The sequence below is a fragment of the Candidatus Poriferisodalis sp. genome (assembly GCF_965205175.1).
In the GTDB taxonomy this organism is placed as follows: domain Bacteria; phylum Actinomycetota; class Acidimicrobiia; order Acidimicrobiales; family Poriferisodalaceae; genus Poriferisodalis.
This window is the reverse complement of record NZ_OZ242038.1, coordinates 687299-701119: the sequence shown is the minus strand read 5'-3', so window position 1 is coordinate 701119 and position 13821 is coordinate 687299. Positions and strand designations below refer to the sequence as shown.

Genomic DNA, 13821 nt, shown 5'->3' with positions numbered 1-13821 from the left:
TGCAGCGGCGAGGTTCACGATGCCGGGGCCTTGCGGAAGCGCGATCCGTGGAGAATGCCGCCGTAGTAGTTGAAGACTTCTCGGGCGGCATCGTCCTCGAAGGGATACTCCGCGCCGAGCTGGGTGGCGGCTGCCAGCCCAGTCACGAAGCAGGTTTCCTGGCTGTTCACGAGCGTGTGGGCCCCGCAGTGCCAGCTGCGCCGACGGCCTTGGATGAAGCGGAACAGCGGCACCAGCAGCGTCACGTGGCGCACGTCGTGTACGACATGCTGGAACCAGCGGCGGCCGATGACCTGGTCGTCGTCGATGGTCGAAATCGGGTTGTAGGTCACCAAGCACGGGCGGTCCGAGGCACCGGCCCACGGCTGCTGGTTGTGCATGATGTAGGTGATCTCGTAGTTGTCGGGCCGCGCGCCGTACTGCTCCACATGGTTGCTGCGCGACGACAGGCACTGCACCTCGTTGTCGGGCAGCACGGAGGCGTCGGAGTGCACGATGGCGTGGTTGTGCAGTTCGCTCTCATAGCGAATCGACGTGAGCAAGAAACGCTCGAGCATCGTGGGACGGTCCAGCATCATCAACGTCTGATTGGCGTTGCAGGCGAAGATCACCTCGTCGTAGGCCTCGCCGTTGCCCTCGGCATCGGTGACGAGCACGTGGCCGTCGTAGCGGCGAACCTTGCTGACCGGCCGCTTCAGGAAGATCCTCTCGCCGAAGCCTTCCGTCATGTGCTCGTAGATGCGACGCGTTCCCTGGTCCCATGTCTGCATGGGTGTGGCGGTCTCGATGTCGAAGAACTCCAAGTACCGCGCGAACAGCGCTGCGGGCATGTCGAATACGTTGGTCGCCATCAAGAAGTTGACGAACATCGGCTTGAGCACCTTGTACCTGAAGTCCGCAGAAAAACCTCCCAGATTCAGCACCGTGCGCATGGACACGTAGTTGAACGGATTGAGCGCGTTGAGCAGCGGCGACTTCGCCCGGCTGAGACGGCCGCACGCGTGCAACCGGGTCAGCAGGCGTTGGAACTTGTCGATCTCGGGCTGCAGCTGGGCCCTGATGTCCGAATCGAAGTCGTGAGCGTAGACGCCGCCCTGGTACCTGACGCTGTAGTTGAACCTGGTGTCCACCAGCTCGATGCCGAAGCGTTCAGCCAGCAGCAGCACGTGGTCGTACACCGACGGGATGCACGCGGTGACAGAGATGTCGAACGGAACCGAGCTGCCGTCGGCTTGGGGCATGTCGACGGTCACGGCGTTGCCGCCGACCTGCTCTGTGGCTTCGTACAGCCGAAAATCGAAACGGTCGGGGTGCTGGTGCAGCGCCCATGCAGCACCCAGCCCGGACATGCCACCACCGATGATTGCGATGCTGCGCTGCATGGTGGTGCTCCCGCTTCTGCGCCTTGCCGCTGCGCCGCCCCGCAGTCTGGCCTGCGCGCCGAGTCCGGTCGGCTCGGCCGCGGCGGCCCTCAGCGCGCTTGCAGGGATTCGAACCCCGAACCTTCTGATCCGTAGTCAGATGCTCTGTCCAATTGAGCTACAAGCGCTGGTGCCCGTGTGGCGAGCCCACGACGCCGAGACACCGCCGATCCCGCGAAGCGAAGCGGCGGACCCGACATCGAAGCGGTGTCCGCACGATGGTGCCGGCAAGCACTGCGACAGTCTACGAGCACGTGCCGGCGCGGCGCCAGTCGGATTCGATCGACAACGCTCACCTGTGCGGACTGTCCGGGCCGACGCAGTCGTCGAGCCGGCCGGCACTGACCGGTGCTGCCTGTGCTTCGGCGGCTCGGGCCACGTCGGTCGGCGTGCGGCCGAGCGCTTCTGCTGCCGCGACGACGGCGTCCCACTCGGGTTTGCTGCGGTAGGGCCCGTGCTTGACGACGACGTTGTGGCCGTCCACCTCGACGCTCGAGGTGCGGCGTTCCAGCGCAGTGCGGACCACCGGGCGGGCGCGCAGCCCCAGCGTGCCGGTGAGCCGAGCGATGAGGTCGGCGAGGCGGGTCACCTCGGCGCGCGGGCACAAGACGGTCAGCGACTGCGCCGGGCGGCCCTTCTTCATCACGATGGGTGTTGCCCAAGCATCGAGCGCCCCAGCGGCCACCAACTCGCTCACTGCGTGGCCGAGCAGCTCGCCGGTGACGTCGTCGAGGTTGGCCGCCAGCTCGACCAACTCCGTGGTGACCGCAGCGCCGCCAACCTCGGCCATGGCGCGCTCCAGCGGAGCAGCGCCGCTGGGTCCCATGGATTCGGGCCCGGCGACATCAAGGGCATCGGGCCAGTCGGCGTCGGGTCCGGCGGCACTGTGCAGCGTGCCGATGAGCACCCCGGTGACGTTGGCCCGACCGGGCAGCTCGCGCGACCCGGCGCCGAAACCGGCGGCGGTGACGGTCATGGCTGGCACCGGACCGAAGCGCCTGGCAAGCGCAGATACAATTGCAGCGCCTGTCGGGGTGGTCAGTTCCGCGTCGATTTCGACGCCCACGATCGGTCGCCCTAGCAGCAGGCGGACCACCGCAGGAGGCGGGTTCGGCAGCACGCCGTGGGCGGCGCGGATGGTGCCGGTGCCCACGGCGACCGGGCCGCAGTAGATCTCGTCCACGCCGAGCGAATCCAGCGCCGCGCAGACACCGACGATGTCCACGATGGCGTCAAGCGCGCCGACTTCGTGGAAGTGCACCTGCTCGGGGGCAATGCCGTGGACTTCGCCTTCGGCGTGCGCCAGCGACTCGAACACCGCCAGCGCACGACTGCGCACCCGCGGCACCAGCGGCGCGTCGCCCAGCAGCTCAAGCATGTCGCTCCAGCGACGGTGATGATGGCTCTCCGGCGCATCGACGAGCGCTCGCGTCGCAGCCAGCTCGTTGCGGCGTACCCGTTCGCAGGCCAGGTGCCAGCCGTCCACAGCCAGCGCGTGCAGCTGCGCAATGACGAACTCCAGTTCGGCACCCGCGTCGAGCAGCGCGCCAAGCGCCATGTCGCCTGCGATGCCCGAGACAGGGTCGAACCAAGCCACGACGGTGCCCGACACAGCTGAATTCGACAGGGCTGGGCTCGACACGGCTGAGTTCGCTACGGCTGGACACGGCGAGACGGGATCCGACGGATCGCCGCTCAACGGGCCGGCGGTCTCGGCCGGCATCGGACACTGAGTTGCGACGGGCGAGCAGGCGTGGTGATCGTCGTGCATCACATCGCCGCGGTGTGCTGAGCTGCCGCGACATCCAAGATGCGCATAGCTGCCATGGCCGCACCGAAGCCGTTGTCGATGCCCACCACAGTGACACCGGCCGCGCAGGACGCATGCATGGCAAGCAGCGCCGTCACCCCCTCGAACGCAGCGCCGTAACCGGCACTGGTCGGCACCGCGATGACCGGCGCGGCAACCACTCCCGCCACAGCAGTAGCGAGCGCCCCCTCCATACCCGCCACCACGATGACCACGTCAGCAGATGTCAGCGTGTCGATCTCGGCCAGGAAGCGGTGCAGGCCAGCGATGCCGATGTCGGGCACCAGCTGGGCACTCACGCCGAAGGCGCTCAGCACCGCTGCTGCCTCGAAGGCCACCGGGCCGTCCGCCGTGCCGGCCGATGCCACCGTCACCCATTCGGCGCGGGCGGGGGCTGCCCGCCACACCACGGTCGCCGGCTCAGCGTCGCCCACCGGAGCGTCAGCGGAGCACTCGTGCTCCCGATCGGGTGGCCGATGTACCTTGCCGCCGGGACACGCTTCGACAGCCGCTTCGGTCTGGACCCGAGTGGCGCGTGTCAGCAGCACCGGACCCGTCCCGCCGCGCAGCATCTCGTTCACAATGCGTGCGCACTGGCCGGGCGACTTGCCCGGTCCGTACACCGCCTCGGGCTGACCGGTCCGCAGCGTGCGGTGATGGTCGATGCGCGCCCCGGCAACTTCGGCGAACGGCAGACGCTTCAGGCGCGCCAGCGCGTCGTCCGGGTCGAGCGAACCGTCTCGAACCGCTGAGATCAGCACGGCGAGCTCGTGGGCATTCATCGCGAGCTGTTCTACCTGCTGCACGTCGGTGACCGGCGTGCTGCGCTGCGTATCCTGCCGTGATGACTGCTGCCGCTGCGCCACCGACCGGTGGCACGCTGGGCACAGCCACCCGCATCGGCTACATGGGGCCGCAAGGCACGTTCACCGAGGCAGCGCTGGCGAGCCAGCGGGACCTCGCCCAGTGCGCACTCGTGCCGCTGACCTCGGTGCCCGAAGTGCTGTCCGCGCTGGACGACTCTGCGGTCGACTACGGCTTCGTCCCGGTGGAGAATGCCATCGAAGGCGCGGTCAACGTGACGCAGGACGCGCTGGCGTTCGACTTCGACTTCCTGATCCAGCGCGAGGTCGTGGAGCACGTGCAGCTCGATCTGATGGCGCTGCCGAGCACCGATGCGAGCGATCTGTCAGCCATACACACAGTGCTGTCGTTTCCCGTCGCCATCGCTCAGTGCAGGGCGTTCTTGCACCGCGAGTTGCCGGGCGCCCAGATCGAGGCGGCGACCTCCACTGCGCTGGCGGCGCGGCGCATTGCCGAGGAGCGTTGCACCGGTGTCGCAGCCATCGCCAGCCCCGCTGCGGCACGCATCTACGGCCTGGAAACCGTCGTGGCCTCGATTGCGGACCACCAGGACAACCAAACCCGGTTCCTGCTGCTGGGAAAGAACCGCGTGCCCGCCGCCAGCGGCAGCGACAAGACCAGCATCGTAGTGTTCCAGCATCAGAATGAGCCGGGCAGCCTGCTCGGCATCTTGATGGAATTCGAGGCGCGCCGGCTTGACTTGTCGCGGCTGGAGTCGCGACCCACCCGGCGCGGCTTGGGGGAATACTGCTTTCTGCTCGACTTCGAGGGCCACATCTCCGATGAGGTCGTCGCCGACTGCCTGCGTGCGCTCAAGATGAACCAGCGTGATGTCAAGTTCCTCGGCTCGTACCCGGCCGCCAACGGCACGGCGTCGGCCCGCCAGCGGGTCAGCGAGCAAGCCTGGTCATCCTCCGACGACTGGCTGAAGTCCCTACGCCGTCTCGTCTGCTGAGCGCTATCCTGAACCCGTGCCGCGCGCCTCGCCCCGGGAGTCGTCTGCGAACCAAGAGTCGTCTGCGAACCAAGAGTCGTCTGCGAACCAGGAGTCGTCTGTGAAGCCCAATAGCAGACCAGTGCCGTCTCACGGGCGCGGGCCGCTTTCGGAAGGAGACTACCTCATTATACTGGAGGCACGGGAACGTTCAAGTTGGCTTGAATCCCAGCTCCGCAAAAGCGGGGGTCGGAGTTCGCGGGTTCACCTGCCCTCTTACTCGACCGCTCGCGATCCTGACGAAGCGGGCGAAGACGCACGGCGGCGTTCAAGCGTAGCAATCGAAGATCAACTTGGATGGACGTCGGACAGTTTAGCGTTCCAAGCATGGTGCGATGAGATTGAGCAACAGGGGATTGTCGTTGAGGAAATGAACATTTGCGGCAGGGCGGTAGGCCGCAGTTGCATTCGCTGTTTCGGTCTTCTGCACGATATCCCGCTCATCGCCGTGAACTCAGCCTACCACGCGACTGCCCGCAGTTATTCGCTGATCTTTGAGTATGCCCATCTTCTAATTCGTTCTGCTCTTCCGTTTCGCTCTACACATTCAATCCAAGAACAACAACTCATTGACCATTGGTGCGCCAAGTTTACGGAGTCGTTCCTCATTCCTCGAGATGCATTGATGACGGAGGTTCACAAGAGAAATATTGCTCACGTGCACCCGCGGCCGGTCACCCAAGAGCAGGATAGCGCTTCTCGCGAGATGTACATGACCAGTTGGCGGCCGGTTACTTCCGCCGCGGCTGTCCGGTTGTTGGCGCGCCGCTTCAACGTCAGCGGGCGCGCCATGGCTGCGAGGTTGATGGAAAACCAGCTCGGCACGATAGACGTATTCTCGCATTTCGCAGAGTCGTCGGAGCCGGAAGATGTTGACCATCCTGCAATAGGGCACGAAGATGCAGTAACGCACACAGCGAGGCGTTTGGGAGAGTCTGGCCCCGGGCAAGCTCCCACTATTGGCAATGGGGTCGAAGCCAGCCTCGACAGACTCGAGGCCAGTCGACTCAACCTTCAAGATACCACTGCAGACGTGAGCCAATTCGGCACCGAATTGGCCGATGCCGAGAGGCTTCGGCGCGGTGAAGGCCGAAAGCAGGACCGAGCGGGATTCCCAGTTCCTGAAAGATGGCGCGGGTACTTCAAGAATAGACGCAAGCACTCCCCAGAGCAGAGCAAACACTCCCCAGAGCGGGGCGGACTCCTACCAGAGCCGGGCGGACTCCGATTGTCGTTGTCGGAGGTATGGTTCCATTATCACTGAAGATCAGATCGCCTGCGGCGGCATCTCAGCCACAGCAGCGTGAGGAAGGGCTGAGGCTGTGGCGGAGGGAGGGGGATTCGAACCCCCGGAGGCTTGCGCCTCAACGGTTTTCAAGACCGTCGCAATCGTCCGCTCTGCCACCCCTCCGCTCACCAACCTAGCGGCACTCCTGCTCCTCCTCGACGCCGCAGCAGCCGGGCAACGGTCGGGCGCGCCGGTCCCAAGCAGCTTCGCGCCGAGGTTCGGCAGTTTCACGACACTGACAGGCAGCTCGCACCGGCCTCGATGACACAGCGCCAGTGACACAGGCCCGCGTGGACGCTCACGGAGCGGGGGTAGCGTTGGGCGTAGTGCTTGGCTGAAGCGATCATGTCAGGCATGGAGAGGTGGCCGAGTCCGGTTGAAGGCGCTTCCCTGCTAAGGAAGTAACTGCCGCGAGGTGGTTCGTGGGTTCGAATCCCACCCTCTCCGCACCCGCAGTGGAGCGAGGAAGACGTAGGCCCGCATGAGGAACCGCCTGCTCCGCTTCGCGACCTACGTCGTCGTGGGCGCGGTCACCGGATTCATCGTGGCCGTCGTCGCAGTGCTCACCGAGAAGGTGCTGCTCGAACGCGTGCTGCACCTCCCGCCGTGGCAGCGGATGATCGCGCCGGCGTTGGGACTGTGGGGTGCCGTGCTCATGCTGCGGTGGGCCGACGCGGGCCGCCGACTCTCGCCGTCCACCTCCGAGGAGTACATCCGGGCGTTTCACGACCGCAGCCACCCTCTGCGCTACCGCGACCTGCCCCTGAGGTTGACAGCCGGCATCGTCACGGTCGGCACCGGCGGCGCGGTCGGCCTCGAGGGCCCCTCGATTTACGCGGGCGCCACTGCAGGGAATGCGATCCAACGCTTGGCGCGCCGCCTGTTCCGCAACCGGGAGGGCTACGCGCTGCTGGTAGCGGGCGCGGCCGCCGGTGTGAGCGCCATCTTCCAGGCGCCGGCCACCGGTGTGCTGTTCGCGCTCGAAGCGCCTTACCGCAGCGACCTAGGCCGTCGGGCACTGCTGCCCGCGCTGCTCTCCAGCGCGTCCAGCTACGTCACCTACGTGCTGGTGGCCGATTTCGACGACCGACCGTTCGAGATCGGCACCGAAATGGTCCGCGTCGGATTCGGCCGTCAAGAGCTGCTGGGCGCAGCGGTCGTGGGGGCGCTGTGCGGGCTTGCGGCAGCGGCGTTCTGCCGTGTGCTGCAAGCGGCAAAGCGAATACAGGCCTCGCAGCGACCGTGGTGGCTGGTGGCGCTGTGCGGCGGCGGCGTTCTGGTGGGCCTCGCGGCGCTCAGCGAATTCCTGTTCGACGCTCCGCTGTCGTTGGGGCCGACTGCCGAGGGCCAACTGGTGAGCTGGTCGCTCGACCCCGATCAGTCGTTGGTGCTGCTCGGGGTGCTGCTCGCGGTGCGCGTGCTGGCAACCTCCACGGTGCTCGCGGCCGGAGGCGTGGGCGGCGTGTTCATTCCGCTGGCCGTGTTCGGGCTGATCGTGGGTCGCCTCGTCGGCGGTTGGATCGAGCTGGGACCGGAGTCGTTGGCGTTCTTCCCGTTCATCGGCGTGGCGGCGTTCTTGGCGGCGGGGTACCGAACGCCGCTCGCGGCAGTGATGTTCGTAGCTGAGTCCACCGGGGCGCCTGCCTTCGTGGTGCCTGCGCTGGTGGCCGTCGCGGTGTCGCAGGTGCTGATCGGCAACTCGTCCGTGTCGCAGTATCAGCGCGACAGCCGCACCGGACACCTCGAGCGGCGCTTGGAGATGCCGGTCAACTCCGCCATGTCCACCGACGTGCCCACCGTGAGCATCGATGCTCCGCTGGCCGACTTCGTATGGGGCATCGCGCTGCGGCGCAAACAGCTCGAAGCCATGGTGGTCGGGCCCGCACAGGAGTTCCTGGGCGTGATACGGCTGAGCGACTGCCGCGAAGTGGATCGCAACGAGTGGATGTCGGTGACCTGCGGCGAGGTGATGACCGCCAACATCGAGCCCGCGCGGCCGTCGTGGACCCTGCGCGAGGTCACCGAGGCCATGGCCGACGCACAGATCGAGCTGTATCCCGTCGTCGACAGCGGAGGCAGGATCGCCGGCGTCGTCACCGAGAACGCCATCGTCAAGCTGGTGGACTTCCTGAACGAGACGCAGACTCGCTGAACTGCACGGCCGGCGGCCAATCCGATGGCACCAGCCGACGCGATCAGTGATCGCGCTCAGCAGACTGCGAAAGGCCGCTCAGTGCGGCTCCATTGTGACCACGACCCGACGTACAGCCGCGGACGGCCCAAGCCGGCGAGTTCCATCGCCAGCGCATCCATGCAGGCACTCACGCCCGAACCGCAGTAGACGACCGCGTTGTTGGCAGCGGTGTCGACAGCGCTGTCGCTGGCAGGGGCAGCCGCGCTAGTGGCGTCTGGCGCCGCACGTACCTGGACGCCTTCGGCTTCGTAGCGGGCACGCAGCGCTCGCGGGTCCGCGAAACGACCGTCGGCGCCCAGATTGTCGGAGGCGGGCACGTTCACTGCACCCGGAATATGCCCGGCACGGGGATCGACCGGCTCTGCTTCGCCGCGGTATCGGTCGCGTTGGCGCGCGTCGATGAGCACATCCCGGCTGCTGGTACCAGCTGTCGACGCCGCGTCGATGTCGGCGAATGCCCAGCGGGGCCAGGCTCGCACGGGGCAGTCGCAGGCTGTTCGCGCATGTGCGGCTGTCTCGAAGGCACCCCGCCACGATCCCCATCCGCCGTCCAGCAGCGCCGCGTCGTGCCCAAGCACCCGCAGCATCCACACCAAGCGGCCGGCAGCTGTGCCGTTCAGATCGTCGTAGGCCACCACCGGGTCGCCGGCCCCGATGCCGAGACCGCCGAGCGTCGCTGCGAACTCCTGCGCGCTGGGCAACGGGTGCCTGCCCAGAGCTGGAGCGCCGGTGCCCGACAAGTGAGCGTCCAGGTCCACCCAGATCGCACCGGGAACGTGTCCCGCCAAGTAGGCCTCGTAACCGGACCGCCCGTCGAGATACCACCGCACGTCGCACAGCACGATGTCGCCACGGCCGACAATGGCTTGCGCGCCCACCACCGGCGGCAGCGGGCTCATCAGCCCTGCCCGAACATCATCAGCCACTGCGCCTCGCTGCGCGGCTTGAAGACATAGTTCGTCTGGCGTGTCTGCCCCATGGTGGCGCTCGCATCGACGGAGTAGCGGTGGCCGGGGAACAGCACGGCGGAATCCGGCACCTTGGCGAGCGTGTCGTGCAGCGACCGGTACATGGCGGCTGGGTCGCTGCCGGGCAGGTCGGTCCGACCGCAGCCTTCGAGGAACAGCGTGTCGCCTGCAACCAATGCGCCGCCCACCAGAAAGCACTGGCTGCCGGGCGTGTGGCCGGGCGTGTGCAACAGCTCGATGTCGATGGCGCCGACCGATACGACGTCGCCCGGAGCGTGCAGCTCCATGTCGCTCATCGAGATGCCGGTGGTCTTGCGCACCAGCTCGGCTTCCGGCGCTTGCAGGTGAATCTTGGTGCCCTGCCGCTCCAGCAGTGCAGCGACGCCTTCGATGCTGCAGCCCATCATGTTCCCGCCCACATGGTCGGGGTGAAAGTGCGTGGCGAGCACCCCGCTGAGCGTCATGTCGTCTTCGGCCAAGAGGTCGAGCAGGTCGTCGACGTGGTAGGCCGGATCCACCATGACCGCTTCGCGCGTCTCTCGGTCGCCGATGAGGTAGCAGAAGTTCACCATCTGACGGGCAAGCGGGTCGCGTACTGCGAAATCGCGGCCGGAGAGCAGCTGGCGGAAATACAGCCTGCTCGCATGCGTCTCACGGGCCGGCTCAGCACGCGCATAGGGCGCAGACGGGTCTTGGGCGGAAGGGTCAACTGCGAGTTCGTCAGCCACGAAAATGCACGGTACTGCGGCGAGTTGCGCGCCGTCTTGTGGCCCGCCGGCAAGCAGCGGCGCAGCGCGGATTCGAGGTGCGCTCACAGAGCCGGCCCACGTCCCGAAAGCAGGGCCGCAACGCAACTGCAACACGCCTCCGAGGAACCGACTCGCCGGCACCGGCATCAGTATTCGTACAACACAGGGTTCGTTCGAGGCTGGACTCGTCACGGCTGGGCGCCGTTCGCCCGTCGCCCCAACCCAGGCCCAGAGCCCATCCATCAGGAGATGCTGACATGAGGCTTCCACACCGTCGCTCGCCCCGACAGAGCTCACCATCCGGCTGCCGACGAACCGTCTTGGCCGCAGCGCTGCTGGTGCTGATGATCGCTGCCTGCTCGACCGACAGTGACGACGAGGGCATGCCGGGCAGCGCTGCATCCACAGCCGAGCACTCGACAGCGACGGAGAGCTTCGCGGCATCGCTCGACGAGGCGGACAGCGACGACGCCGGCTACGCCGTGGCGACCATGGCGGAGTCGTCCGACGACATGGCAGACGCAGCACACATGGACGACGGCGCGGCCACGCCGACGGATTCGGTATCAGCGACCGACGAACTGCAGGCTGCCAATCTCCGCCCGGCGGCGGGGGATGATGCGCAGCCGCGAGAAGGTTCACACCACGCCACCCCGAGCGCGCTCGGCAACGACACCGCGGCCGTGCCTGCCGCAGCGGGGCGCGAGATCATCTACGAGGCCGCTATCAGCGTCGAGTCGGTCGACGTGGCGGCGGCTGCGGCTGAGGCAACAGCGATCATCCGAGGTCTCGGCGGCATCACGTTCGGGCAGCAGACCTCCACACGCGGCGCTGCGTACACCACGCTGACCTTCAAGCTTGCGCCGGCGCATTTCGACGCAGCGCTCGAACAGCTGTCCGCTGTCGGAGAGCTCGTCAATCGGACCGTCAGCGCGGAGGACGTCACCGAGGTCGTGGTGGACCTCGACAGCCGCATCAGGACCGCCGCCCTCAGCGTGGAACGGCTGCGGGAGTTCCTGGCGCAGACCACCGACATGGAAGGCGTGGCGGAGATCGAGCGCGAACTAGCCCAGCGTGAGACGAGCCTCGAACGGCTGCGCGGGCAGCTGCGGACGATTCGGGAGCGAGTCGACCTCGCGACGATCAAGCTCACGATCTCCGAAGCCACCGAAGCCGTGCCGACCGCTTCGTTGATCCTGCGTGCGTGGCTGGCTGACGGCGAGGACGACCCTTGCCTCGGGTCCGACGAACTCGTGGCGCCTCCCGCAGGCGTCGTCGGCTTCTGCTTCGAACTCGAGAATGACGGCGAGGCGGCCCTCACCGACGTCACGTTGAGTTCCGAGGCGCTGCGGTTCGACGCCGAGCAACTGGTCGTGACCTCAGATACGGGGCTCGAACGCATCGAACCCGGTCAGCGAGTCGTCGCCACGCTCGCCGAGGAAATCGCCGACGGCCGCATTGCCGGACGTGTCGTGACGAGGGGTCTCAACATCGACGTGCGCGCGCGGGCCGTGCCGATTGCCGACGACGGCACCGAGCTGGCGGGCTTGGCTCGCGCTGCGGCGCTGGAGTTGTACGTCGAGCCGGACAACTCCCCGCCGAGCTTCGGGGATGCGGTGCGCGGCGGCGCAGGAGCACTGGTTGCCGTCGGCAACGGGGTGCTGCTCGTGATCGGCGCCCTGTTGCCGTTCTTGCCAGTGATGCTCGTTGTCGCGGCGACGGCCTGGTGGTGGCGCCACCGACGCAGTGCCGCACATGCGTCGGGGAGTGCGAACGTCACGACCGACCGCGGTTCGGCGTAGCCCTGTAGCGGCGCGACCACCGCGCGTTGCGCGCGGGTCATCGGCGCGAGCGCACAGCGGGAACGACTCCAGCGGAAGCCATGCCGCCGGCAGCCGTCCCACCGGGCACGATTGCGCGCAGGACAACATCGGACACAGTCGAATCGTGTCCGTTGATGTCCGATTATGTGCTCTCATGGTCCACCGCCGGGGCCAGACTGAGAGCGTGCAAGTCGAGGCGGTACGTACCACGGGCATCTACTGCCGGGCCGAGTGCGCTGCACAACCGCTGGCGCACAACGTGTCGCAGTACTCCCATCCTGCGGCAGCCGAGGCCGCCGGTTTCCGGGCGTGCCTGCGCTGTCATCCCGAGCGACGCGCCGGGTCGCTGGCCGACCTCGACGTGCCCGCGCCGGTGCAAGCAGCCTTGCTGCGCATCAGCGACGGCTTCCTCGACAACGCTGACGAATCTGCGCTGGCAGCATGCGTGGGCTACAGCGCCCGACAGCTGCGGCGACTGTTCGAGCGCCACGTCGGGGCCACACCAACCGCCATTGCCCGTTCGCGCCGAGCACATTTCGCTCGCTGCCTGATCGACGACACCGACCTCACGTTCGGCCAGATCGCTCGAGCTGCGGGCTTCGGCGGCGCGCGTCAGCTGCATCGGGCCATGACTTCGGTGTTCTGCTTCACACCGACCGAGCTACGCGTCAAGAGGCGAGCCGGGGCGCGGCCGCGGCTCGACGGCGGCCTCGTGCTCTCCGTGCCGTACTTGGCGCCGTTTGCGTTCACTGCATTCCTGCAGCACCAGTCCGCCCGGATCATTCCCGGCGTCGAAGACGTCGCCGCAGATGCAGCGGCCGCTGGACGTTGCGCTGCGGGTTCCTACGTACGCAGCTTCCGTGCGTGCGGGCATCCCGGCGTCGCCGAGCTGTACGCAGCGCCGCCGGCCGACGACGACCGCCTGCAGCTGCGGCTGCACCTGCCGACCTACGACTCGATCATGGACGCGGTGAGCCGTTGTCGAGCGATGCTGGGCGCAGATGAAGATCCGGCGGCGGCACACGCCGCGCTGGCCGATGACCCGCTCATCGGCGCGCTCGTGCGCCAGGCGCCAGGGCTGCGGGTGCCGCGGTCTTGGGATCGATTCGAGACCGCTGTTCGCATCGTCGTCGGGCAGCAGATCTCGCTCAAGGCGGCTTCGACGATGTGCAGCCGGATCGCGCGGCGCTTCGGCACCCACTTCGATGCCCTCGGGGCGTGCTGCGAGGACCGTCACGTGCCCGTGACATTCCTGTTCCCTGACGCCGAGCAGCTCGCGTGCGCCGGCCGGGAGCGACTCGCCGCGCTCGGCTTCACCCGGCGCCGCAGCGACACTGTCGTCGGCTTGGCAGAAGCAGTAGCTAGCGGTGTCGTGGATTTGGGCGCCGCGGACTCGTTGGCAGACACCGTCGCACAGCTCTGCGAGCTGCCCGGCATCGGGCCATGGACAGCGCATCTCATCGCCATGCGGGTCTACGGCCACCACGACGCGTTCCCCGCAGCCGACCTCGGGCTGCGACGGGCAGCGGAGCGTCTGGTCGGCCAACGGCTCGACGCCGCCGGCCTTGAAGCCCTGGCGGAACCGTGGCGGCCATACCGTGCCTGGGCAGCGCAGCATCTGTGGCGCAGCGGCACGATCGTGAGCCCGACACGCACCGACGTTCTTCCCGACCCGAAAGGCAGCACATGAAGCGAACGAACCTCCGCTCC

At 67.3% G+C, this 13821-nt stretch carries 9 protein-coding genes and 3 tRNA genes; 5 read left to right on the top strand and 7 right to left on the bottom strand.

Annotated features, from left to right (window positions below; translation table 11 throughout):
• Positions 1-14: 14 nt before the first annotated feature.
• From ACOGI4_RS02995 to larB, 4 genes are all read right to left on the bottom strand, one after another.
• Positions 15-1382, bottom strand: coding sequence for an FAD-dependent oxidoreductase (locus ACOGI4_RS02995; RefSeq protein ID WP_419842454.1), 1368 nt, complete (start codon positions 1380-1382; stop codon positions 15-17).
• Between the two features lie 93 nt (positions 1383-1475).
• A tRNA-Arg gene (locus tag ACOGI4_RS02990) sits at positions 1476-1549 on the bottom strand.
• Between the two features lie 164 nt (positions 1550-1713).
• A complete protein-coding gene (gene larC / locus ACOGI4_RS02985) occupies positions 1714-3063 on the bottom strand; it encodes a nickel pincer cofactor biosynthesis protein LarC (RefSeq protein WP_419842453.1) in 1350 nt (449 codons plus the stop codon).
• A gap of 128 nt (positions 3064-3191) precedes the next feature.
• Entirely contained in the window at positions 3192-4013 is an 822-nt protein-coding gene (gene larB, locus ACOGI4_RS02980; RefSeq protein WP_419842452.1) for a nickel pincer cofactor biosynthesis protein LarB, read from the bottom strand.
• A gap of 62 nt (positions 4014-4075) precedes the next feature.
• On the opposite strand from larB, the gene pheA reads away from it, so the two are divergent.
• Positions 4076-5050 (top strand): prephenate dehydratase, encoded by a 975-nt coding sequence (pheA, locus tag ACOGI4_RS02975; RefSeq protein WP_419842451.1) that lies wholly within the window; start codon positions 4076-4078, stop codon positions 5048-5050.
• Positions 5051-6412: 1362 nt separating this feature from the next.
• On the opposite strand, the gene ACOGI4_RS02970 is transcribed toward pheA, so the two are convergent.
• Positions 6413-6500 (bottom strand) — tRNA-Ser (locus ACOGI4_RS02970).
• 233 nt (positions 6501-6733) lie between these two features.
• On the opposite strand from ACOGI4_RS02970, the gene ACOGI4_RS02965 reads away from it, so the two are divergent.
• Both ACOGI4_RS02965 and ACOGI4_RS02960 read left to right on the top strand, forming a co-directional pair.
• Positions 6734-6824, top strand: a tRNA-Ser gene (locus tag ACOGI4_RS02965).
• Between the two features lie 34 nt (positions 6825-6858).
• The gene (locus ACOGI4_RS02960) at positions 6859-8529 is read left to right on the top strand and encodes a chloride channel protein (RefSeq protein WP_419842450.1); all 1671 of its coding nucleotides are present in this window, start codon (positions 6859-6861) and stop codon (positions 8527-8529) included.
• Positions 8530-8585: 56 nt separating this feature from the next.
• Here ACOGI4_RS02960 and ACOGI4_RS02955 read toward each other — a convergent pair whose 3' ends face one another.
• Positions 8586-9470 carry a sulfurtransferase gene (locus ACOGI4_RS02955; RefSeq protein WP_419842449.1) on the bottom strand — a complete coding sequence of 295 codons (885 nt, stop codon included), beginning with the start codon at positions 9468-9470 and terminating at the stop codon, positions 8586-8588.
• Positions 9470-10174: an MBL fold metallo-hydrolase gene (locus ACOGI4_RS02950; RefSeq protein WP_419843080.1), complete on the bottom strand. Its 705-nt coding sequence runs from the start codon at positions 10172-10174 to the stop codon at positions 9470-9472. Before ACOGI4_RS02950 ends, ACOGI4_RS02955 begins: the two co-directional genes overlap by 1 nt.
• Positions 10175-10608: 434 nt before the next feature.
• Between ACOGI4_RS02950 and ACOGI4_RS02945 the strand changes: the two genes are divergently transcribed.
• Positions 10609-12090, top strand: coding sequence for a DUF4349 domain-containing protein (locus ACOGI4_RS02945; protein ID WP_419842448.1), 1482 nt, complete (start codon positions 10609-10611; stop codon positions 12088-12090).
• Positions 12044-13801 carry an AlkA N-terminal domain-containing protein gene (locus tag ACOGI4_RS02940; RefSeq protein ID WP_419842447.1) on the top strand — a complete coding sequence of 586 codons (1758 nt, stop codon included), beginning with the start codon at positions 12044-12046 and terminating at the stop codon, positions 13799-13801. The genes ACOGI4_RS02945 and ACOGI4_RS02940 overlap by 47 nt, the downstream gene beginning before the upstream one ends.
• The last annotated feature ends 20 nt before the right edge of the window (positions 13802-13821 follow it).